Source organism: Pseudomonas sp. MWU12-3088, assembly GCF_023242405.1.
Lineage (GTDB): Bacteria > Pseudomonadota > Gammaproteobacteria > Pseudomonadales > Pseudomonadaceae > Aquipseudomonas > Aquipseudomonas kribbensis.
In genome coordinates, this window is record NZ_JALJEA010000012.1 from 165,219 (window position 1) to 186,756 (window position 21,538).

The window sequence follows — 21,538 nt, forward strand, 5'->3', positions numbered from 1 at the left end:
GATGAATACCTATACCGAACACACTGGCGCCACACCCGAAATCTACTCGCTCACCGACGTGAACCGGGTGTTCGGCAAGGGCAAGGACGAGCTGCAAGTGCTCAGCGGGGTCAACCTGGCCCTGCACGAAGGCGAAATCGTCGGCATGCTTGGCCGCTCCGGCTCGGGCAAGTCCACCCTGCTGCGGATCATCGCCGGCCTGATCGAGCCCTCATCCGGGGAAGTCCTGTACAACGGCAAACCGCTGGACGGCCCGGCCGAAGGCGTGGCCATGGTGTTCCAGACCTTTGCCCTGTTCCCGTGGCTGACGGTGCTGGAAAACGTCGAGGCCGGCCTGCAAGCCTTGCAGGTCGAGCGCAAGGAAGCGCGCAAGCGTGCGCTGGCGGCCATCGACCTGATCGGCCTGGACGGTTTCGAAAACGCCTACCCTCGCGAGCTGTCCGGCGGCATGCGCCAGCGCGTGGGGTTCGCTCGCGGGCTGGTGGTCAACCCGACGCTGCTGTTGATGGACGAACCTTTCTCGGCGCTGGACGTGTTGACCGCCGAAACCCTGAGAAACGATCTGCTGGACCTGTGGAGCGGCAAGCAACTGCCGATCAAATCGATCCTGATCGTGACCCACAACATCGAAGAAGCGGTGCTGATGTGCGACCGCATTATGGTCCTGTCGTCCAACCCCGGACGGCTGGTGGCGGAAATCAAGGTGCCCTTCGCCCACCCACGCAATCGTCTGGACCCGGCGTTCCGGCAGATGGTCGATGACATTTACGCGCAGATGACCGACCGCCGCAGCGCCGACGCCAGCACCGGCAAACCCGAACTGAAAATCAGCAGCCCGCTGCAGGAAGTGTCCACTAACCTGATGGCGGGCCTGATCGAAACCCTGGCGGCCGAGCCCTACAACGGCCACGCCGGCCTGCCCACCGTGGCCGAGCGGCGTTTGCTGGAAGTGGACGACCTGTTCCCGGTGGCCGAGATGCTCGAATACCTGGGCTTCGCCGAACTCAAGGGCGCGGACATCACCCTGACCGACGCCGGCAAACTGTTCGCCGACTATGGCACCCAGGAACGCAAGACTCTGTTTGCCGAACATCTGATCCGCTACATACCGCTGGCCGCGCGGATCCGCCAGGTGTTGCTGGAACGCAATGGCCACCGGGCGCCACGGGTGCGTTTCGAGCAGGAACTGGAAGACTCGCTGACCGAAGCCTTCGTCGAGAAAAACCTGGAAATCGTGATTGCCTGGGGTCGTTATGCGGAGATTTTCTCCTACGACGACCACACCGAAACGTTCAGCCTGGAGGATGTCGAGGGCAGCCTGTAGCCCTCGACAATCCCGGTGTTTCAGATCACGAACAGATCGACAAAACGGTTCACCGGCGTCGCCGCAAGCCGAGCCTGATCCTTGCACAGCGCAAGGATCTCGGCGCTGCGCTGGCCGGTGAAACGCGTGGCCAGGTTCGCCCTGAACTTGTCCTCCAGCAACGGAATGCCCTCGGCCCGGCGCCGGCGGTGGCCGATCGGGTATTCCACCACCACGTTTTCGGTGCTGGAACCGTCCTTGAAAAACACCTGCACCGCATTGGCAATCGAGCGCTTGTCGGCTTCGAGGTATTCGCGGGTGAAGCGCGGATCCTCGACGATGACCATTTTCTCGCGCAGCACATCAATGATCGGATGGGCCGCGTGGAAATCATCTTCGTACTGCTCGGCCACCAGATTGCCGAACGCCAGCGGCACGGCGGTCATGTACTGGATGCAGTGATCGCGGTCGGCGGCGTTGGCCAACGGGCCGACCTTGGAAATGATACGGATCGCCGATTCGTGGGTGGTGATGACGATCCGGTCGATCTCATGCAGACGATTGCGCACCTGCGGGTGCAGGGTCACGGCGGCTTCGCAGGCGGTTTGCGCATGGAATTCGGCGGGGAAGCTGATCTTGAACAGCACGCTTTCCATCACATAACTGCCGAACGGACGCGAGAAGCTGAAGGTGCGTTTGTCTTCTGCCTTGAGCGCCAGATCGTTGTTGGTGTGGCTGAACAGCACGTCGTAGAAACCCCACTGTTTTGCCGTCAGCACACCGGGAATGCCCATTTCGCCGCGCATCGCGATATCCGCCAGACGCACCCCGCGACTCGACGCATCCCCTGCTGCCCAGGATTTGCGCGAACCGGCGTTCGGCGCATGGCGATACGTGCGCAGCGCCTGACCATCGGCAAACGCATGGGACAACGCCGACAGCAGTTGCTCGCGATTGGCACCCATCAGCCTGGCGACAACGGCGGTCGAGGCCACTTTCACCAGAATCACATGGTCGAGGCCTACACGGTTGAAGGAGTTTTCCAGTGCAATCACACCCTGAATCTCGTGGGCCATGATCATCGCTTCAAGCACATCGCGCACCGTCAGCGGCGCCTCGCCATTGGCCAGACGCTTTTGCGAAAGGTGATCGGCCACCGCGAGAATCCCGCCGAGGTTGTCCGACGGATGCCCCCATTCGGCGGCGAGCCAGGTGTCGTTGTAATCGAGCCAACGCACGATGCAGCCGATGTCCCACGCGGCTTTTACCGGGTCGAGTCGAAAGGAGGTGCCCGGCACCCGGGCACCGAACGGCACGACGGTGCCTTCGACGATGGGCCCGAGGTGTTTGGTGCATTCGGGGAAACGCAGGGCCAGCAGGCCGCAGCCCAAAGTGTCCATCAGGCAGTTGCGGGCGGTGTCGAGGGCTTCGGTGGATTCGATTTTGTAAGTGAGGACGTAATCGGCGATGTCTTGCAGGACATGGTCGTAGTCGGGGCGGTTGTTCAGGTCGACGTTGGCGCTCATGTTCGATTCACTCTTGGAAGTGGTTCGTTGATGGGACCTCGGTTCAGGGCTAATTTTTCTTGTTATTGAACTGCATAAAGCGCTGAGAGCGATCAGGTTCGCTCTCAGCGACTGTGCGTTAGAACGAATCTCCAGGCACGCGGACGAAACCTTCCATCAGTACCCGCGCACTACGGCTCATGATCGCTTTCTTCACAACCCATTCGCCATTTTCAAGGCTGGCCTCAGCCCCCACACGCAACGTCCCGGACGGATGCCCGAACCGCACGGCATTGCGTTCAACGCCGCCGGCCGCCAGATTCACCAAGGTGCCGGAAATGGCTGCGGCGGTGCCAATCGCCACCGCCGCCGTACCCATCATCGCGTGGTGCAACTTGCCCATCGACAACGCCCGTACCAGCAGATCCACATCCCCGGCGGCAATCGCCTTGCCACTGGACGCCACGTAATCCGCAGGTTTGGCCACGAAAGCCACCTTCGGCGTGTGCTGACGCTTGGCGGCTTCATCGAGGTTGGAAATCAGGCCCATGCGCAACGCACCGTAGGCGCGAATGGTCTCGAACATCTGCAACGCTTTCGGATCGCTGTTGATCGCGCTCTGCAATTCGGTGCCGGTGTAACCGATGTCTTCGGCGTTGACGAAGATCGTCGGGATACCCGCGTTGATCATGGTCGCCTTGAACGTGCCGACACCCGGCACTTCCAGTTCGTCGACCAGATTGCCGGTGGGGAACATCGAACCACCGCCGCCCTCTTCTTCCGCCGCCGGGTCCATGAATTCGACCTGCACTTCGGCGGCCGGGAAGGTCACGCCGTCGAGCTCAAAATCGCCGGTTTCCTGAACTTCGCCGTTGGTGATCGGCACGTGGGCGATGATGGTCTTGCCGATGTTGGCCTGCCACACGCGAACCACTGCCACGCCGTTGTGCGGAATGCGGCTGGCGTCTACCAGACCGTTGCTGATGGCGAACGAGCCGACCGCCGCCGACAGGTTGCCGCAGTTGCCGCTCCAGTCCACGAACGGCTTGTCGATGGACACCTGACCGAACAGGTAATCGACGTCGTGATCGGCCTTGATGCTTTTCGACAGGATCACGGTTTTGCTGGTGCTGGAGGTGGCGCCGCCCATGCCGTCGATCTGTTTGTCGTAGGGGTCGGGGCTGCCGATTACCCGCAGCAATAAAGCATCGCGTGTCGGGCCGGGAATCTGCGCGGCTTCGGGCAGATCTTTCAGGCTGAAGAACACGCCTTTGCTGGTGCCGCCACGCATGTAGGTGGCGGGGATTTTTATTTGCGGTGCGTGAGCCATGGTGCTCCTTAACGAAGACATGGGACTTGAAGTCCCATGCCCACATCAGTTGATTTAAACGGCAACCGCCGACTCTTCGAGGAAGTCCTGAGCGAAGCGCTGCAACACGCCGCCGGCCTCGTAGATCGACACTTCTTCGGCGGTGTCGAGGCGGCAAGTCACCGGCACTTCGACGCGTTCGCCGTTCTTGCGATGGATCACCAGCGTCAGGTCGGCGCGCGGCGTGCGCTCGCCGATCACGTCGTAGGTTTCGCTGCCGTCGATGCCCAGGGTCTTGCGGTCGGTGCCCGGTTTGAACTCCAGCGGCAACACGCCCATGCCCACCAGGTTGGTGCGGTGAATGCGCTCGAAACCTTCGGCGGCAATCGCTTCCACACCCGCCAGACGCACGCCTTTGGCCGCCCAGTCCCGGGACGAACCCTGGCCGTAGTCGGCGCCGGCGATGATGATCAGCGGCTGCTTGCGTTCCATGTAGGTTTCGATGGCTTCCCACATGCGCATCACTTGGCCTTCCGGCTCCACACGGGCCAGCGAGCCCTGCTTGACCTTGCCGTTTTCCACGACCATTTCGTTGAACAGTTTCGGGTTGGCAAACGTTGCGCGCTGTGCGGTCAGGTGGTCGCCCCGATGGGTCGCGTAAGAGTTGAAGTCCTCTTCCGGCAGCCCCATTTTCGCCAGGTATTCGCCGGCGGCGCTGTCGAGCATGATCGCGTTCGACGGCGACAGGTGATCGGTGGTGATGTTGTCCGGCAGCACCGCCAGCGGGCGCATGCCCTTGAGCGGACGCGCCCCGGCCAGCGCGCCTTCCCAGTACGGCGGACGGCGGATGTAGGTGCTCATTTCGCGCCAGTCGTAAAGCGGCGTGACTTTCGGGCCGGTGTCTTCATGGATGGCGAACATCGGAATGTAGACCTGACGGAACTGCTCCGGCTTCACCGACGACTTCACCACCGCGTCGATTTCTTCGTCGCTCGGCCAGATGTCCTTCAGGCGGATTTCCTTGCCGTCGACCACGCCGAGCACGTCTTTTTCGATGTCGAAACGGATGGTGCCGGCAATCGCGTAGGCCACCACCAGCGGCGGCGAAGCGAGGAATGCCTGCTTGGCGTACGGGTGAATCCGGCCGTCGAAGTTGCGGTTGCCGGACAGCACGGCGGTGGCGTACAGGTCGCGGTCGATGATCTCTTGCTGGATCACCGGATCCAGCGCGCCGGACATGCCGTTGCAGGTGGTGCAGGCGAAAGCGACGACGCCGAAACCGAGTTGCTCCAGCTCCGTGGTCAGCCCCGCTTCATCGAGGTACAGCGCCACGGTTTTCGAGCCCGGCGCCAGCGACGACTTGACCCAAGGCTTGCGGGTCAGGCCGAGCTTGTTGGCGTTGCGCGCCAGCAGGCCGGCAGCGATCACGTTGCGCGGGTTGCTGGTGTTGGTGCAACTGGTGATGGCGGCGATGATCACGGCGCCGTCGGGCATCTGGCCGGGCACATCTTCCCATTTCCCGGAGATGCCTTTGGCCGCCAGATCCGACACCGCCACGCGGGCGTGCGGGTTGCTCGGGCCGGCCATGTTGCGCACCACCGAAGACAGGTCGAAGGTCAGCCCGCGCTCGTATTGCGCGCCTTTCAGGCTGTCGGCCCACAGGCCGATCTGCTTGGCGTATTGCTCGACCAGTTGCACTTGCTGGTCTTCACGACCGGTCAGTTTCAGGTAGTCGATGGTCTGCTGGTCGATGTAGAACATCGCTGCAGTAGCGCCGTATTCCGGGGCCATGTTGGAGATGGTCGCGCGGTCGCCGAGGGTTAGCGCGGAAGCACCTTCGCCGAAGAATTCCAGCCACGCGCCGACCACTTTCTGTTTGCGCAGGTACTCGGTCAGCGCCAGCACCATGTCGGTGGCGGTGATGCCCGGTTGCAGCTTGCCGGTCAGTTCGACGCCGACGCTTTCCGGCAGGCGCATCCACGACGCGCGGCCGAGCATCACGCTCTCGGCTTCAAGACCACCGACGCCGATGGCGATCACGCCCAGCGCATCGACGTGCGGGGTGTGGCTGTCGGTGCCGACGCAGGTATCCGGGAATGCCACGCCGTCGCGCACCTGGATCACCGGAGACATTTTCTCCAGGTTGATCTGGTGCATGATGCCGTTGCCCGGCGGGATCACGTCGACGTTCTTGAACGCCTTCTTGGTCCAGTTGATGAAGTGGAAACGGTCTTCGTTGCGACGGTCTTCGATGGCGCGGTTCTTCTCGAACGCCTGCTTGTCAAAACCGCCTGCCTCGACTGCCAACGAGTGGTCGACGATCAGTTGCGTCGGCACCACCGGGTTGACCTGCGCCGGGTCGCCGCCCTGTTGGGCAATGGCGTCACGCAGGCCGGCCAGATCCACCAGCGCGGTCTGGCCGAGAATGTCGTGGCACACCACGCGGGCCGGGAACCACGGGAAGTCGAGGTCGCGTTTGCGCTCGATCAGTTGTTTCAGGGAATCGGTGAGCGTGGCCGGGTCGCAGCGACGCACGAGGTTTTCCGCCAGCACGCGAGAGGTGTACGGCAGGGTGTCGTAGCTGCCCGGCTGGATCGCATCGACAGCCGCGCGGACGTCGAAAAAGTCCAGCGGCGTGCCGGGCAGGTTCTTGCGAAATTCTGTGTTCATCGGTCAGGACTCGGTCACGGTAGTTTCAAAGAGGGGGCGCCTGTACCGGCGCCCTCCCCGGTCAGCGCTGTTCGATCGGCACGAACTTGCGCTGTTCGACGCCGACGTACTCGGCGCTTGGACGGATGATGCGGTTGTTGGCGCGCTGCTCGAACACGTGTGCCGCCCAGCCGGTCAGGCGCGAGCAGACGAAGATCGGGGTGAACAGCTTGGTCGGGATGCCCATGAAGTGGTACGCCGAGGCATGGTAGAAGTCGGCGTTGGGGAACAGTTTCTTCTGCTCCCACATGGTCTTGTCGATGGCTTCCGAAACCGGAAACAACACCTTGTCGCCCACTTCGTCGGCGAGTTTTTTCGACCAGCCCTTGATTACCTCGTTGCGCGGATCGCTGTCCTTATAGATCGCGTGGCCGAAGCCCATGATCTTGTCCTTGCGCTCCAGCATGCCGAGGGTGCCCTTGATCGCCTCTTCCGGCGACGAGAAGCGCTCGATCATTTCCATCGCCGCTTCGTTGGCGCCGCCGTGCAGCGGGCCGCGCAGCGAGCCGATGGCTGCGGTGACGCAGGAATACAGGTCGGACAGGGTCGAAGCACAGACGCGAGCGGTGAAAGTCGAGGCGTTGAATTCGTGCTCGGCGTAGAGAATCAGCGAGACGTTCATCACCTTGACGTGCAGTTCGCTCGGCTTCTTGTCGTGCAGCAGGTGCAGGAAGTGGCCACCGATGGACGGCTCGTCGCTCACGCAGTTGATGCGTTTGCCGTCGTGGCTGAAGCGATACCAGTAGCACATGATCGCCGGGAATGCGGCCAGCAGGCGGTCGGTCTTGTCGCGTTGTTCGGAGAAGTCTTTCTCCGGCTCGATGTTGCCCAGGAACGAGCAACCGGTGCGCATCACGTCCATCGGGTGGGCGTCGGCGGGGATGCGTTCCAGCACTTCTTTCAGCGCTTGCGGCAAATCGCGCAGCTTGCTCAGTTTGCCTTGATACTCGGCGAGCTGCGCCTTGGTCGGCAGCTCTCCGTAGAGCAGCAGGTAAGCCACTTCTTCAAACTGTGCGTCTGCCGCCAGTTCGCGCACGTCGTAGCCGCGATAGGTCAGCCCGGCGCCGGCCTGGCCCACGGTGGACAGTGCGGTTTGCCCGGCAACCTGGCCCCGGAGCCCGGCGCCACTGAGTACTTTTGCTTCGGCCATTGTTGTCTCCAATCTTGAATTTGTTAGGGAGTACGGTTGCGGCTTACTTCTTCGCCGCAAACAACGCGTCGAGCTTCTGCTCGAAGGTGTGGTAATCGATGCGATCGTAGAGCTCCATGCGAGTCTGCATGGTGTCAATGACATTCTGCTGGGTGCCGTCGCGGCGGATCGCGGTGTAGACGTTTTCCGCCGCCTTGTTCATCGCACGGAACGCCGACAGCGGGTAGAGCACCAGCGACACATCCGCTCCGGCCAACTGCTCGGTGGTGTACAGCGGCGTCGAGCCGAATTCGGTGATGTTGGCCAGGATCGGCGCTTTCACACGGTTGGCGAACAGTTTGTACATCTCCAGTTCCGTGATGGCTTCCGGGAAGATCATGTCGGCGCCAGCCTCGATGCACGCGGCGGCGCGATCCAGTGCCGATTCCAGACCTTCAACGGCCAGCGCGTCGGTGCGGGCCATGATCACGAAGCTGTCGTCGGTGCGGGCATCGACGGCGGCCTTGATGCGGTCGACCATTTCCTGCTGGGTCACGATCTCTTTGTTCGGACGGTGACCACAGCGCTTGGCACCGACCTGGTCTTCGATGTGAATCGCCGCGGCGCCGAACTTGATCATCGACTTCACGGTACGGGCCACGTTGAACGCCGAGGCGCCGAAACCGGTATCGACGTCCACCAGCAGCGGCAGATCGCAGACGTCGGTAATGCGGCGCACATCGGTCAGCACGTCATCCAGACCGGTGATGCCCAGGTCCGGCACGCCGAGGGAGCCGGCAGCCACCCCGCCACCCGACAGGTAAATCGCCTTGAAACCGGCGCGCTTGGCCAGCAGCGCGTGGTTGGCGTTGATCGCGCCGACCACTTGCAACGGATGTTCGCTGGCGACCGCATCGCGGAAACGCTGGCCTGGAGTGCTCTTGTTGGAACTCATGACTCACCTCGTTCAGTGGCTGTCTTATTGTCGGCGCCGTCCTGGTAATGACGGGCGATGTTGCGTTTCGAGGCGCCGATGTGGCGGCGCATCAACAATTCCGCGAGCTCGCCGTCACGGTCGGCGATGGCATCGAGAATCCGGTGGTGTTCGGCAAAGGCCTGGCGCGGGCGGTTGGGCGTGGTGGAAAACTGGATGCGGTACATGCGCACCAGTTGATAGAGCTCGCCGCAGAGCATCTGGGTCAGGGTGCGGTTGCCGCTGCCCTGGATGATCCGGTAGTGAAAGTCGAAATCGCCTTCCTGCTGGTAGTAGCCGACGCCGGCCTGGAACGCTGCATCGCGCTCGTGGGTTTCCAGCACCCGGCGCAGTTCGTCGATTTCTTCGACGCTCATGCGTTCGGCTGCCAGACGGCAGGCCATGCCTTCGAGGGATTCGCGGATTTCGTAGAGTTCGAGCAGTTCGGCATGGCTCAACGAGACCACTCGCGCGCCGACATGCGGTACCCGCACCAGCAGGCGCTGGCCTTCCAGACGATGAATCGCCTCGCGCAGCGGCCCGCGGCTGATGCCGTAGGTGCGCGCCAGTTCCGGCTCGGAGATCTTGCTGCCCGGGGCGATTTCGCCTTTGACGATGGCGGCCTGGATACGCCGGAAGACGTTTTCGGACAGGGTTTCCGAATCGTCACCGCTGATGACCGGGGGATCGAGTTGATCCAGCATATTGTCGACACCTTTAAATCCAATGCGGCAAAAACTAGCGAATCAGCCGGCACCAGTCAAAGGATAAATGGATATTGTCGACAATCGTCTAATAACGCCCAATAACAACCCCAAGGGTTATAGACCCGCTCGGGCGCTGGCGCCATAAAACCACCGTGCTAGAATGCCGCCCGCATTTGCCAGTCACTTGCACGGCTTGTCATAAAAAGCTGATAGGCACACGAAGGCGCGCGCAGACAGGACCTCCTGATGCCGTGGCCCTGAACCGAGAACGGAACGCTGCTCGCCAGGATTTATGAGACTCAAGCCCTTCCCCACCTTTTTCTATCTGTTTTGCCTGCCCGGCCTGGCTGTGGCGGGGGAAAAGACTGTGTACGGCCTCAACGAGTACGCCGCCCTCGACGGGATCAACCTGGAAGTGGCGGCGAAACTTGACACCGGGGCCAAGACCGCCTCCCTGAGCGCCCGCGACATCAAACGCTTCAAGCGCAACGGCGAGTCCTGGGTGCGTTTCTACCTGGCCATCGACGCCGCGCATTCGCACCCGATCGAACGGCCGCTGGCCCGGGTCAGCAAGATCAAGCGCCGCGCCGGCGACTACGACCCGGAAGAAGGCAAGAAGTACACCGCACGCCCGGTGATCGAGCTGGATATCTGCATGGGTTCGGCGATGCGCAGCATCGAAGTGAACCTGACCGACCGCAGTGCGTTCCAATACCCGCTTTTGATCGGCTCCGAGGCGCTGAAACGCTTCGATGCGCTGGTCGATCCCAGTCTTAAATACGCTGCCGGCAAACCCGCCTGCGCCATCGCCGCTCATACCGCCGAGTAATTTCCATGCGTTCTCTAACCTTCCACCTGAAAATCCTGATCACCATCCTGGTGCTCCTGGGCGTTTCGGTTACGGCCTATCAGATTTTCGTGCTCGGCATCCCGGTGACCGAAGACGCCACCGACGACTTGTGGAACATCGACGCCAAGGTCGAGTTCGTCGCCAGCACCAAGGATCCGGTGAAGATCCAGATGTTCGTGCCGCCCCTGAGCCGCGATTACGTCAGCCTCAATGAAAGCTTCATCTCCAATAACTACGGTGTGGCGGTCAACCGTGTCGACGGCAACCGCAAGGTCACCTGGTCGGCGCGCCGGGCCAAGGGCAACCAGACCCTTTATTACCGTCTGGTGCTGACCAAGCGTTACACCGCCGAGAAAACCAAGGTCAAAGGCCCGACCTTCCGCGACAGCATGGCCATCGAAGGCCCGGAAAAAATCGCCGCCGAAGCGCTGCTCGCGCCGATCCGCCAGCACTCGGCCGACGTCGAAACCTTCATTGGCGAAGCCATCAAACGTGTCAACAACACCAACGACGACAACGTAAAACTGCTGCTGGCCGGCGACCCGTCGACCGCCCACAAGGCAAAAATCGTCGAACTGCTGCTGTCCATCGCCCACGTTCCTGTCGAGAAAGTCCACACCATCCGCCTCGTCGCCGATCAGCCGCAAACCCCTGAACTGTGGCTGCGCAGTTTCAACGGCAACGACTGGCTGTACTTCAACCCGGAAACCGGCGAACAAGGCCTGCCGACCGACCGCCTGCTGTGGTGGACCGGCGATGAAAACCTGATCACCGTCGACGGCGCGAAGAAAGCCAACGTGACGTTCAGCCTGAACAACAGCGAGATGAATGCGATTCGTCTGGCCAAGCTGACCGACGAAAACACCGACGCCAACTTCCTCGAATACTCGCTGTACGGCCTGCCGCTGCAAACCCAGCAGACGTTCATGATCATGGTGATGATCCCGATCGGCGTGCTGGTGATCCTGATCCTGCGCAATCTGGTCGGCCTGCAGACTCTCGGCACATTCACCCCGGTGCTGATCGCCCTGGCCTTCCGCGAGACGCAGCTGGGCTTCGGCATCCTGCTGTTTACCGTGATTACGGCGCTGGGGTTATCGCTGCGTTCATATCTGGAACACCTGAAGCTGCAAATGCTGCCGCGTCTGTCGGTGGTGTTGACGTTCGTGGTGGTGCTGATCGCGGCGATCAGCCTGTTCAGCCACAAGCTCGGTCTGGAGCGCGGCCTGTCGGTGGCGCTGTTCCCGATGGTGATTCTGACCATGACCATCGAACGCCTGTCGATCACCTGGGAAGAGCGCGGCGCCAGCCATGCGCTGAAAGTGGCGATCGGCACGCTGTTCGCGGCGTCCCTGGCACACCTGATCATGACCGTTCCGGAGCTGGTGTACTTCGTGTTCACCTTCCCGGCGATCCTGCTGATCCTGGTGGGCTTCATGCTGGCCATGGGTCGCTATCGCGGTTATCGCCTGACCGAACTGGTGCGCTTCAAGGCTTTCCTGAAGAAGGCTGACGCCTGATGTTCGGTTTCTGGAAGACCTGGAAGGCCCTGGAAGCCCGGGGCATCATGGGCATCAATCGGCGTAACGCGGACTACGTGCTCAAGTACAACAAGCGCAGTCTGTACCCGATTGTCGATGACAAGATCATCACCAAGGAGCGCGCGATCAAGGCCGGCATCCATGTGCCGGAACTGTATGGCGTGATTTCCACGGAGAAGGAAATCGACAAGCTCGACGAGATCATCGGCGGGCGTAACGACTTCGTGATCAAGCCGGCCCAGGGCGCCGGCGGTGACGGCATCATCGTCATCGCCGACCGCTTCGAGGGCCGCTATCGCACGGTGTCGGGCAAAATCCTCACCCACGAAGAGCTGGAGCACCATATCTCCAGCATCCTCACCGGCCTTTATTCGCTCGGCGGACACCGCGACCGGGCACTGATCGAATATCGGGTGACCCCGGACCAGATCTTCAAGAGCATCAGCTACGAAGGCGTGCCGGACATCCGCATCATCGTGCTGATGGGCTACCCGGTGATGGCCATGCTGCGCCTGCCGACCCGGCAGTCCGGCGGCAAGGCCAACCTGCACCAGGGCGCCATCGGCGTCGGTGTCGACCTGGCGACCGGCCTGACCCTGCGCGGCACCTGGCTGAACAACATCATCGCCAAACACCCGGACACCACCAATGCGGTGGACGGCGTGCAACTGCCCTACTGGGACGGCTTCATGAGGCTCGCCGCCGGTTGCTATGAGCTGTGCGGCCTGGGCTACATCGGCGTGGACATGGTGCTGGACCAGGAGAAAGGCCCGCTGATTCTGGAACTCAATGCGCGGCCGGGGCTGAATATCCAGATTGCCAATGACTGCGGGCTGACGGCACGGACCCATGCGGTGGAAGCGCATCTGGAAGATCTCAAGACCCGCGGCGTGACTGAAACGGTTGAAGAGCGCGTGGCGTTTGCTCAGGAACTGTTCGGGCATATTCCGGTGGTCGAAGGCTGAGTCGCGTTACCGGCCCCCGATCTGCCAATCCCCGACATCCCCTCTAGGAGCAATTCCCCGAGGGGACTACAATCCCCACCCCGCCTCGATGGCCGATCTGCCCCGCCCATGTTGACCTGTTCCGTACACCCGCTGCCCTACCACGGCAACCCCGCCGACTATTTCGCGGCAATCCGCCATGCGCCCGGCGCCGTGCTGCTCGACAGCGGCCGGCCGAGTGCCGACCGTGGCCGTTATGACTTGCTCAGCGCCTGGCCGCTGGAACAACTGGCGGTGATGCCGGACGAGCGTGGCGACGATTTCCTGCAACGTCTGCGGGAAAATCTGGCGCGCCTTGGCGAGGCACAGCTGCCTTCGGAATACGAGCTGCCGTTCGCCGGTGGCCTGATCGGTTACCTGAGTTACGACTTCGGTCGGCATCTGGAAAATCTGCCAAGTCAGGCGCTGGACGATCTGCAACTGCCGGATGCGCGATTCGGCCTGTATGACTGGGCATTGATCAGCGATCACCAGAAAGCCACCAGCCAACTGGTGTTTCACCCGTCGGTAAGCGACAGCGAGAAACAACGGTTGATCGATCTGTTCAGTCAACCGGTAGCCGCCAAGCTGACGCCGTTCAAGCTGAACACGGCGATGACCGCCGACCTTTCGGCCGACGACTATCGCCAGGCGCTCGAACGCATTCATCAATACATCCAGGCCGGCGACTGCTATCAGGTGAACTTCGCCCAGCGTTTCCGCGCGCCGTGTGAAGGTGACCCATGGCTGGCCTACTGCAAATTGCGCGAGGCCTGCCCGACGCCGTTTTCCGGGTTCCAGAGCCTGCCTGACGGCAACGCGGTGCTGAGTCTCTCGCCCGAGCGCTTTGTCAAAGTCAGCCAGCGTCAGGTGGAGACACGCCCTATCAAAGGCACCCGCCCCCGTGGCGCGACCCCGGCCGAAGACGCCGCCAACGCCGCCGAACTGCTGGCCAGCCCCAAGGACCGCGCGGAAAACCTGATGATCGTCGACCTGCTGCGCAACGATCTGGGTCGCACCTGCCGCATCGGCTCCGTGCGGGTGCCGGAGCTGTTCAGCCTGGAAAGTTATCCGAACGTGCATCACCTGGTCAGCAGCGTGACCGGTGAGCTGGCGGATGATCGCGATGCCCTGGACCTGATCGCCGGCAGCTTCCCCGGCGGCTCGATCACCGGTGCGCCGAAGATTCGTGCGATGCAGATCATCGATGAACTGGAGCCGACCCGACGTGGTTTGTATTGCGGCTCGTTGCTGTACCTGGACGTGCGTGGCGAGATGGACAGCTCCATCGCCATTCGCAGTCTGCTGGTGAAGGATGGGCAGGTGTGCTGCTGGGGTGGTGGCGGGATCGTCGCCGATTCGGACTGGCAGGCGGAGTATCAGGAATCGATTACCAAGGTCAGAGTTCTGCTCGAAACCTTGCAGAACCTCTGACGCTTGCGGCGAGGGCGGTTGCGCCCTCGCCATAGCATGACTTACAGGCTCAAATCGCGGTTCGAAGCCTTGAGAAACTCCTGCTTCAACTCGGCAAACGTATGCACCGCCGGAAACTGCGGGAATTCCCGGATCACGTTATCCGGCGCATGGAACAGAATTCCCGCATCCGCTTCGCCCAGCATGCTGGTGTCGTTGTAGGAATCCCCTGCCGCAATCACCCGGTAATACAGGCTCTTGAAAGCCAGGACCGACTGACGCTTCGGATCTTTCTGACGCAACTGATAGCCCGTGACCCGCCCGCTGTCGTCAGTGATCAGTCGGTGGCAGAGCAAGGTCGGGAAACCCAGCTGGCGCATCAACGGCTGGGAAAACTCATAAAACGTATCCGACAGAATCACCACCTGAAACCGCTCGCGCAGCCAGTTGACGAACTCCACCGCGCCGTCCAGCGGCTTGAGGGTGGCGATCACTTCCTGAATATCCGAAAGCTTCAGGCCATGTTCGTCGAGAATGCGCAGGCGTTGCTTCATCAGCACGTCGTAGTCGGGAATGTCCCGGGTGGTGGCCTTGAGCGATTCGATTCCGGTTTTTTCGGCGAAGGCGATCCAGATTTCCGGTACCAGCACTCCTTCAAGATCAAGACAGGCAATTTCCACAGAACACTCCGTTTGTAATGTTTATTGAGTCGAGCGAGCCCGAACTCTAGCGGCTTGACCTGGACCATGCAACGCAGAGGCCGCCCCGGCGGGCGTTGCTTTTTGTTAACATCGCCGCCATATAGAGCGCCCAGCGCCACCGACCTGTAGGAAGCCGCCCTGATGAGCCCAACGTTCGACGTCGTGGAACTCGCCACGACCTATGCCAACAAATCCGCCCAGGACATCCTCAAGCTCGCATTCACCGAGTTCGGCGATGACCTGTGGATATCTTTCAGCGGCGCCGAGGATGTGGTGCTGGTGGACATGGCCTGGAAGCTGAACAAGAACGTCAAGGTGTTCAGTCTCGACACCGGCCGTCTGCACCCGGAAACCTACCGTTTCATCGATCAGGTGCGCGAGCACTACAAGATCGAGATCGAGCTGGTGTCGCCGGACTACACGAAACTTGAACCGTTCGTGAAGGAAAAAGGCCTGTTCAGTTTCTACAAGGACGGCCATGGCGAGTGCTGCGGCATCCGCAAGATCGAGCCGCTGCGCCGCAAACTGTCCGGCGTCAAAGCCTGGGCCACCGGCCAGCGACGCGACCAGAGCCCCGGTACCCGCAGTGCCGTCGCAGTGATGGAAATCGACAGCGCGTTCTCCACCCCGGAGCGCACCCTGTACAAGTTCAACCCGCTGGCGCAGATGACCAGCGAGGAAATCTGGGGCTACATCCGCATGCTGGAGCTGCCGTACAACAGCCTGCATGAGCGCGGTTTCATCAGCATCGGCTGCGAACCCTGCACCCGCCCTGTCCTGCCAAACCAGCACGAGCGCGAAGGCCGCTGGTGGTGGGAAGAAGCGACCCAGAAAGAATGCGGGTTGCACGCCGGGAATATCATCAGCAAGGCGTAAACCGCTCGTCCCACAGTTGTCTCTGCCAGACATGAAAAATGTGTACACACGAATGTCACCATCGGTGCCATTTATGTGTGCACTTTTCATTTCCGCGCCCTGAAAAGTTACATCCCGCTGCCAAAGCGATCCCTTCCGGCGTCCGCCAAAATCCCTTCCGAAAAATAAATACCTGTTCAATCGGTCAATTTATAACCACTTATTTTCAACCACTTAGTGATCTTCGATAACTTTTCGAAATGAGAGTGGCTGCGCATAGATCACCAACTGGCACAGATCTGGCTTAAGTGCATACATGTTTTGTATACAAAACTGCAAAACATGAACCCACACTTTCGATCCGCAAGCCTGAAGCGCCCTATCCCGTACAGGCTGCAGATGCCCCGTAACCAGTGATGTTTCACCGCCGCGACGAAGATCTGCCGAGCCTGAGCGCTCATGCACAGTCATCGCGGCCCGAACATCAGGAGCCTGCCGGAATGCGTACGAGTCTTTCGAACAACAACATCGCGCTGAATCTGCCCTCCTCCTCAACCCTCGACCACACCGCGCCCGGTGACGGCATCGCCGAACCGCTGCAATTGAGTCCACGCCTGCACAACAGCGACCTCGCACCGACCAAGGTCGAAGGACGGCGCTGGGGCAAATACAGCATCTTTGCCCTGTGGACCAACGATGTGCACAACATCGCCAACTATTCCTTTGCCATCGGTCTGTACGCCCTGGGCCTGGGCGGCTGGCAGATTCTGCTGTCGCTGGGGATCGGCGCGGCGCTGGTGTATTTCTTCATGAATCTGTCGGGCTACATGGGGCAGAAAACCGGCGTTCCGTTTCCGGTGATCAGCCGGATCAGTTTCGGCATTCACGGGGCGCAGATTCCTGCGTTGATCCGGGCGGTGATCGCAATCGCCTGGTTCGGGATTCAGACGTACCTGGCGTCGGTGGTATTCCGCGTACTGCTCACGGCGATCCATCCCGGATTTGCCGACTACGACCACAACTCGATCCTTGGCCTGTCGAGTCTGGGCTGGGTGTGTTTCGTAGCGATCTGGTTCGTGCAACTGGGAATTCTGGCCTATGGCATGGAAATGGTCCGCCGCTACGAAGCCTTCGCCGGTCCGGTGATTCTGCTGACCGTCGCCTGCCTCGCCGGGTGGATGTACACCCAGGCCAACGCGACCATTGCCTGGTCGATCCGCGAGCCGCTGACCGGCGGCGAGATGTGGCGCAACATCTTTGCTGGCGGCGCCTTGTGGCTGGCGATCTACGGCACGCTGATCCTCAACTTCTGCGACTTCGCCCGCTCTTCGCCGTGCCGCAAAACCATCAAGATCGGAAACTTCTGGGGCCTGCCGGTAAATATTCTGGTGTTCGCCGGGATCACCGTCCTGCTGTGCGGCGCGCAATTTCAGATCAACGGGCGGATCATCGAAAGCCCGACCGAGATCATCGCGTCGATCCCCAACACGTTCTTTCTGGTGCTCGGTTGCCTGGCGTTCCTGATTGTCACCGTGGCGGTGAACATCATGGCCAACTTCGTCGCCCCTGCCTTCGTACTGAGCAATCTGGCGCCGAAGTACCTGACCTTCCGCCGTGCCGGGCTGATCAGCGCAACGATTGCGGTGCTGATCCTGCCGTGGAACCTCTACAACAGCCCGCTGGTGATCGTGTATTTCCTGTCCGGCCTCGGCGCCCTGCTCGGCCCGTTGTACGGCGTGATCATGGTTGACTACTGGCTGATCCGCAAAGGCCGGATCCACGTCCCGCAGCTGTACAGCGAAGATCCGAACGGCGCGTATTTCTACAGCCGCGGGGTCAATCTGCGGGCGGTGGCGGCGTTCATTCCGGCCGCGCTGATCGCCATCGTCCTGGCGCTGGTGCCGGGCTTCCACAGCGTTTCGCCCTTCTCCTGGCTGATCGGTGCCGGCATCGCCGGGATGCTTTACCTGATCGTCGCCAAACGCCAGCCGCACTACGCCGACGTGGACGGTGAAGCCATCGCCGTCGACAACGTCAGCCACTGAATCTTTTGGCGGCCCTTCGCGGGGCCGCAGAACCAACCGTAATAAGGACTTCCCATGCGTATTCTCGTGGTCAACGTCAACACCACCGAATCCATCACCCAGGCCATCGCCCGCTCTGCGCAAGCTGTCGCCTCCCCCGGCACCGAGATCGTCGGTCTGACGCCGTACTTCGGCGCTGATTCAGTCGAAGGCAATTTCGAAAGTTACCTGGCGGCCATCGCCGTGATGGACCGGGTGATGTCCTACGACCAGCCGTTCGACGCAGTAATCCAGGCCGGCTACGGCGAACACGGTCGCGAAGGTTTGCAGGAATTGCTCAACGTGCCGGTGGTGGACATCACCGATGCCGCCGCCAGCACCGCGATGTTTCTGGGTCACGCCTATTCGGTGGTCACCACACTGGATCGCACCGTGCCGTTGATCGAGGATCGCCTGAAACTCTCAGGCCTGTGGGACCGCTGCGCCTCGGTGCGGGCCAGCGGCCTGGCGGTTCTGGAGCTGGAACACGAACCTCAGCGAGCGCTGGAGGCCATCGTGCATCAGGCCGAACTGGCGGTGACGCAGGATAAAGCCGAAGTGATCTGCCTCGGTTGCGGCGGCATGGCAGGGCTCGATGAAAAGATCCGTCAGCGCACCGGGGTGCCAGTGATCGATGGCGTCACTGCTGCCGTGACCATCGCCGAGTCGCTGGTTCGACTGGGCTTGTCGACCTCCAAGGTGCGCACGTATGCGACGCCACGGCCGAAAACCATCATCGGTTGGCCAGCACGTTTTGCGCGTTGAACCGCTCTGCAAGACCCAGGGTTGAAAACTGTTCGATGATGAAATCGACAAACGCCCGGGTCTTGCCCGGCAACAGTTTGTGTTCGGCGTAATAGATGGAGATGTTGCCGTCGTCGACGTACCAGTCGGGCAAGACCCGCTGTAACGTTCCCGCCTCCAGATAGCCGACGGCAAACGGCATGCTCACCAACGCAATCCCCAGTCCCTGCGCCGCCGTGGCGCAGGCGGCTTCGGAATCGCTCATGGTCATTCGCGCCGTGAGGGTCAACGGGCTGTGTTGCCGGGTGCGATGGGTCAACTGCCAGGAACGCACACGACCGGTCTGCGGCGAGCGGATCAGGATGCCCTCGTGCAACTTGAGGTCGTCCGGTTCGCTGATCGGCGCGTGCCGATCCAGATAATCCGCCGAAGCCACCAACACCCGATGCGCCGGCGTCAGCCTGCGCGCCACCACGCCTTGGGGCAGCTCGAAGCCGCCGCCAATCGCCGCATCGAATCCCTGGCCGATCAGATCGACCTGTCGGTTATCGAAGTGCCAGTCCGGGTTGATCGCCGGAAACCTTGTCAGGAATTCCCCCAGCAGCGGCACGATGTACAAGCGGCCGAACACCGTGCCCATGCTGACTTTCAGCGTACCCGCCGGTTGACCGCCGGCGCTGGCCAGATTGCTCACGGCATTCTGGATGGTGGTGAGACTGCCGCTGACCTCACTCAGAAACAATTGCCCCGCTTCCGTCAGGGTCAACCGACGGGTGCTACGCTGGAACAGCCTCACGCCAAGGCGCGCTTCCAGTTTCGCCACGCTTTTACCCACGGCGGCCGGTGTCAGGCTCAGGCGTCGCGCGGCCTCGGCAAAGCTGCCGACTTCGGCGCTGCGAACGAAGCATTCGATACTGCTGAAGGTTTCCATGGCCGCCATTCCAAACTTTTGGTTTACACAGACTATAGCAACCACGGTCTACTCGCCCGGTGGCGAGGGGCAGATACTCGACACCACACCAAGGCAGCCTGCCTTGAAATTTCTGGAGATCGAACATGACCACTCAACACCTCAACGGTAAAGTCGCTCTGATTCAAGGCGGCTCTCGCGGCATCGGTGCCGCCATCGTCAAGCGTCTGGCCGCCGAAGGCGCCGCGGTTGCCTTCACCTACGTCAGCTCCGCCGCCAAGGCTGAAGAACTGCAAAACAGCATCACCGCCACCGGCGGCAAAGCTCTGGCGATCAAGGCCGACAGCGCCGATGCCGGTGCCATCCGCAACGCCGTGAACGTGACCGTCGAAACCTTTGGCCGCCTCGACATTCTGGTCAACAACGCCGGTGTACTGGCCGTCGCCCCGCTGGAAGACTTCAAACTGGAAGACTTCGACCAGACTCTGGCAATTAACGTGCGCAGTGTGTTCATCGCCAGCCAGGAAGCCGCCAAACATATGGGCGAAGGCTCGCGCATCATCAACATCGGCAGCACCAACGCCGACCGCATGCCCTTCGCCGGTGGCGGCGTGTATGCGATGAGCAAATCCGCGCTGGTGGGCCTGACCAAAGGCCTGGCCCGCGACCTCGGCCCACGGGGCATCACCATCAACAACGTGCAGCCCGGCCCGGTGGACACTGACATGAACCCGGCCCACGGCGATTTTGCCGAAAGCCTGATCCCGCTGATGGCAGTCGGTCGTTACGGCAAAGCCGAGGAAATCGCCAGCTTCGTCGCCTACCTCGCAGGCCCGGAGGCCGGTTACATCACCGGGGCCAGCCTGAGCATCGACGGTGGTTTCGGCGCCTGATTGATCAGATTCTCGATAACGAAAAACGCCGCCCCTCCTTTAACAGAGGGGCGGCGTTTTTATGTTTGCGGTTTGATCAGGCCCAGTCCAGCGCCGGCAACCCACAGGCACTCGGCGTGAACGCTTTCAACGTACGAAGAATCCCGTCGGCGTGTGCGTATTTTTCATCGGCCATGGCGGCATCGGGAATCGCGATGGCGGTCATGCCTGCCGCTTTCGCCGCCGTCACGCCGAACGGCGAATCCTCGAACACCAGACAATCTTCCGGCGCCACACCGAGGCGGCGAGCGGCGGTGAGGAAAATGTCCGGCGCCGGTTTGGCCGCGCCGACTTCCGGGTCGTCAGCGGTGACGATGAAGTCGAACAACGCAAACCAGTCGCGGTGCAACGTGGTTTTCTGACCGAACGACTGGCGCGACGAACTGGTACCGACGGCAATCGGAATGTTGTGCGCCTTGAGGTGACGGATCAATTCCTCGGCGCCCGGCATCGCTTGCGCGGTGGGAAAACGCTCACGCATCAGCGGCTCGCGAATCACCAGAAACTCTTCGGCGGTGATCGGCAGATCCAGCGCTTCGACCACATAGCGCGCCAGATCGCCGGCACCGCGACCGATGATGTTCTGCTTGATGCTCCAGTCGAAGGTGCGCCCATAACGCTCGGCAATCAGCGAGGTGACCTCGGTGTAGATGCCCTCGGTGTCCAGCAGCAAACCGTCCATATCGAAAATCACGGCCTTGATCGGGCCGAACGCCTTCAGCGGTGCATTCATCATCGGATCCGTTATCAAAAACATCCCAGGCGGCATCGGGTACCGCTGCTCGGATCTGATTAAAGGGTTCAGCAGCATAACGATCGCGGCCGAGATTGAGCAACGGGCAATGTCGGTTGTCCGCCGAATCGCATTTAGAGAATTGCCCTACAGACATCGCCTACTTGCCTGACGAATT

18 protein-coding genes are annotated in these 21,538 nt (G+C 61.4%); 9 read left to right on the plus strand and 9 right to left on the minus strand.

Features of this window, described 5'->3' with window-relative positions; translation table 11 throughout:
• Window position 1: 1 nt before the first annotated feature.
• The gene (locus M5B98_RS24665; RefSeq protein ID WP_085711897.1) at window positions 2-1,324 is read left to right on the plus strand and encodes an AAA-associated domain-containing protein; all 1,323 of its coding nucleotides are present in this window, start codon (window positions 2-4) and stop codon (window positions 1,322-1,324) included.
• A gap of 20 nt (window positions 1,325-1,344) precedes the next feature.
• Here the strand turns inward: M5B98_RS24665 and prpD are convergent, their stop codons facing one another.
• The 6 genes from prpD to M5B98_RS24695 all read right to left on the minus strand — a co-directional run bounded on the left by prpD (window position 1,345) and on the right by M5B98_RS24695 (window position 9,629).
• Window positions 1,345-2,829 carry a 2-methylcitrate dehydratase gene (gene prpD, locus M5B98_RS24670; protein WP_248744266.1) on the minus strand — a complete coding sequence of 495 codons (1,485 nt, stop codon included), beginning with the start codon at window positions 2,827-2,829 and terminating at the stop codon, window positions 1,345-1,347.
• A 118-nt stretch (window positions 2,830-2,947) separates the two neighbouring features.
• Entirely contained in the window at window positions 2,948-4,138 is a 1,191-nt protein-coding gene (gene prpF / locus M5B98_RS24675) for a 2-methylaconitate cis-trans isomerase PrpF (protein ID WP_248744267.1), read from the minus strand.
• Window positions 4,139-4,192: 54 nt separating this feature from the next.
• Window positions 4,193-6,787 (minus strand): Fe/S-dependent 2-methylisocitrate dehydratase AcnD, encoded by a 2,595-nt coding sequence (gene acnD, locus M5B98_RS24680; RefSeq protein WP_248744268.1) that lies wholly within the window; start codon window positions 6,785-6,787, stop codon window positions 4,193-4,195.
• Window positions 6,788-6,848: 61 nt separating this feature from the next.
• Window positions 6,849-7,976: a 2-methylcitrate synthase gene (prpC, locus tag M5B98_RS24685; protein WP_134825990.1), complete on the minus strand. Its 1,128-nt coding sequence runs from the start codon at window positions 7,974-7,976 to the stop codon at window positions 6,849-6,851.
• A 43-nt stretch (window positions 7,977-8,019) separates the two neighbouring features.
• The gene (gene prpB, locus M5B98_RS24690) at window positions 8,020-8,910 is read right to left on the minus strand and encodes a methylisocitrate lyase (RefSeq protein WP_085711892.1); all 891 of its coding nucleotides are present in this window, start codon (window positions 8,908-8,910) and stop codon (window positions 8,020-8,022) included.
• Window positions 8,907-9,629 carry a GntR family transcriptional regulator gene (locus M5B98_RS24695; RefSeq protein ID WP_169432611.1) on the minus strand — a complete coding sequence of 241 codons (723 nt, stop codon included), beginning with the start codon at window positions 9,627-9,629 and terminating at the stop codon, window positions 8,907-8,909. Before M5B98_RS24695 ends, prpB begins: the two co-directional genes overlap by 4 nt.
• Before the next feature lie 298 nt (window positions 9,630-9,927).
• On the opposite strand from M5B98_RS24695, the gene M5B98_RS24700 reads away from it, so the two are divergent.
• From M5B98_RS24700 to pabB, 4 genes are all read left to right on the plus strand, one after another.
• Entirely contained in the window at window positions 9,928-10,464 is a 537-nt protein-coding gene (locus tag M5B98_RS24700; protein WP_065258027.1) for an ATP-dependent zinc protease, read from the plus strand.
• A gap of 5 nt (window positions 10,465-10,469) precedes the next feature.
• Window positions 10,470-12,005 (plus strand): inactive transglutaminase family protein, encoded by a 1,536-nt coding sequence (locus tag M5B98_RS24705; protein WP_085711890.1) that lies wholly within the window; start codon window positions 10,470-10,472, stop codon window positions 12,003-12,005.
• The gene (locus M5B98_RS24710; RefSeq protein ID WP_085711889.1) at window positions 12,005-12,991 is read left to right on the plus strand and encodes an alpha-L-glutamate ligase-like protein; all 987 of its coding nucleotides are present in this window, start codon (window positions 12,005-12,007) and stop codon (window positions 12,989-12,991) included. The genes M5B98_RS24705 and M5B98_RS24710 overlap by 1 nt, the downstream gene beginning before the upstream one ends.
• Before the next feature lie 108 nt (window positions 12,992-13,099).
• On the plus strand, window positions 13,100-14,443 hold the full coding sequence (gene pabB, locus M5B98_RS24715; protein WP_248744269.1) for an aminodeoxychorismate synthase component I: 1,344 nt from the start codon (window positions 13,100-13,102) through the stop codon (window positions 14,441-14,443).
• Between the two features lie 41 nt (window positions 14,444-14,484).
• Here the strand turns inward: pabB and thrH are convergent, their stop codons facing one another.
• A complete protein-coding gene (gene thrH, locus M5B98_RS24720) occupies window positions 14,485-15,102 on the minus strand; it encodes a bifunctional phosphoserine phosphatase/homoserine phosphotransferase ThrH (protein ID WP_248744270.1) in 618 nt (205 codons plus the stop codon).
• A gap of 162 nt (window positions 15,103-15,264) precedes the next feature.
• On the opposite strand from thrH, the gene M5B98_RS24725 reads away from it, so the two are divergent.
• From M5B98_RS24725 to M5B98_RS24735, 3 genes are all read left to right on the plus strand, one after another.
• Window positions 15,265-15,999: a phosphoadenylyl-sulfate reductase gene (locus M5B98_RS24725; protein WP_248744271.1), complete on the plus strand. Its 735-nt coding sequence runs from the start codon at window positions 15,265-15,267 to the stop codon at window positions 15,997-15,999.
• 479 nt (window positions 16,000-16,478) lie between these two features.
• Entirely contained in the window at window positions 16,479-18,023 is a 1,545-nt protein-coding gene (locus tag M5B98_RS24730) for an NCS1 family nucleobase:cation symporter-1 (protein WP_248744272.1), read from the plus strand.
• Between the two features lie 54 nt (window positions 18,024-18,077).
• Window positions 18,078-18,806, plus strand: a complete 729-nt coding sequence (locus M5B98_RS24735) for an aspartate/glutamate racemase family protein (RefSeq protein ID WP_085711883.1) — start codon at window positions 18,078-18,080, stop codon at window positions 18,804-18,806.
• On the opposite strand, the gene M5B98_RS24740 is transcribed toward M5B98_RS24735, so the two are convergent.
• Window positions 18,775-19,716 (minus strand): LysR family transcriptional regulator, encoded by a 942-nt coding sequence (locus M5B98_RS24740; RefSeq protein ID WP_248744273.1) that lies wholly within the window; start codon window positions 19,714-19,716, stop codon window positions 18,775-18,777. The genes M5B98_RS24735 and M5B98_RS24740 overlap by 32 nt on opposite strands.
• 125 nt (window positions 19,717-19,841) lie before the next feature.
• Between M5B98_RS24740 and M5B98_RS24745 the strand changes: the two genes are divergently transcribed.
• Complete coding sequence (locus M5B98_RS24745) at window positions 19,842-20,588, plus strand: 3-oxoacyl-ACP reductase family protein (protein ID WP_248744274.1); 747 nt, start codon at window positions 19,842-19,844, stop codon at window positions 20,586-20,588.
• Window positions 20,589-20,664: 76 nt separating this feature from the next.
• Here M5B98_RS24745 and M5B98_RS24750 read toward each other — a convergent pair whose 3' ends face one another.
• A complete protein-coding gene (locus M5B98_RS24750) occupies window positions 20,665-21,360 on the minus strand; it encodes an HAD-IA family hydrolase (protein ID WP_007960113.1) in 696 nt (231 codons plus the stop codon).
• Between the last annotated feature and the right edge of the window lie 178 nt (window positions 21,361-21,538).

What these genes read in the sequence shown, in the direction of transcription:
- M5B98_RS24745 (WP_248744274.1), top strand. Translation starts at nt 19,842, where the DNA reads ATGACCACTCAACACCTCAACGGTAAAGTCGCTCTGATTCAAGGCGGC.
- acnD (WP_248744268.1), bottom strand. Translation starts at nt 6,787, where the DNA reads ATGAACACAGAATTTCGCAAGAACCTGCCCGGCACGCCGCTGGACTTT.
- M5B98_RS24750 (WP_007960113.1), bottom strand. Translation starts at nt 21,360, where the DNA reads ATGAATGCACCGCTGAAGGCGTTCGGCCCGATCAAGGCCGTGATTTTC.
- prpD (WP_248744266.1), bottom strand. Translation starts at nt 2,829, where the DNA reads ATGAGCGCCAACGTCGACCTGAACAACCGCCCCGACTACGACCATGTC.
- prpF (WP_248744267.1), bottom strand. Translation starts at nt 4,138, where the DNA reads ATGGCTCACGCACCGCAAATAAAAATCCCCGCCACCTACATGCGTGGC.
- pabB (WP_248744269.1), top strand. Translation starts at nt 13,100, where the DNA reads ATGTTGACCTGTTCCGTACACCCGCTGCCCTACCACGGCAACCCCGCC.
- M5B98_RS24705 (WP_085711890.1), top strand. Translation starts at nt 10,470, where the DNA reads ATGCGTTCTCTAACCTTCCACCTGAAAATCCTGATCACCATCCTGGTG.
- prpB (WP_085711892.1), bottom strand. Translation starts at nt 8,910, where the DNA reads ATGAGTTCCAACAAGAGCACTCCAGGCCAGCGTTTCCGCGATGCGGTC.
- M5B98_RS24710 (WP_085711889.1), top strand. Translation starts at nt 12,005, where the DNA reads ATGTTCGGTTTCTGGAAGACCTGGAAGGCCCTGGAAGCCCGGGGCATC.
- M5B98_RS24735 (WP_085711883.1), top strand. Translation starts at nt 18,078, where the DNA reads ATGCGTATTCTCGTGGTCAACGTCAACACCACCGAATCCATCACCCAG.
- M5B98_RS24730 (WP_248744272.1), top strand. Translation starts at nt 16,479, where the DNA reads ATGCGTACGAGTCTTTCGAACAACAACATCGCGCTGAATCTGCCCTCC.
- M5B98_RS24665 (WP_085711897.1), top strand. Translation starts at nt 2, where the DNA reads ATGAATACCTATACCGAACACACTGGCGCCACACCCGAAATCTACTCG.
- M5B98_RS24700 (WP_065258027.1), top strand. Translation starts at nt 9,928, where the DNA reads ATGAGACTCAAGCCCTTCCCCACCTTTTTCTATCTGTTTTGCCTGCCC.
- prpC (WP_134825990.1), bottom strand. Translation starts at nt 7,976, where the DNA reads ATGGCCGAAGCAAAAGTACTCAGTGGCGCCGGGCTCCGGGGCCAGGTT.
- M5B98_RS24725 (WP_248744271.1), top strand. Translation starts at nt 15,265, where the DNA reads ATGAGCCCAACGTTCGACGTCGTGGAACTCGCCACGACCTATGCCAAC.
- M5B98_RS24740 (WP_248744273.1), bottom strand. Translation starts at nt 19,716, where the DNA reads ATGGAAACCTTCAGCAGTATCGAATGCTTCGTTCGCAGCGCCGAAGTC.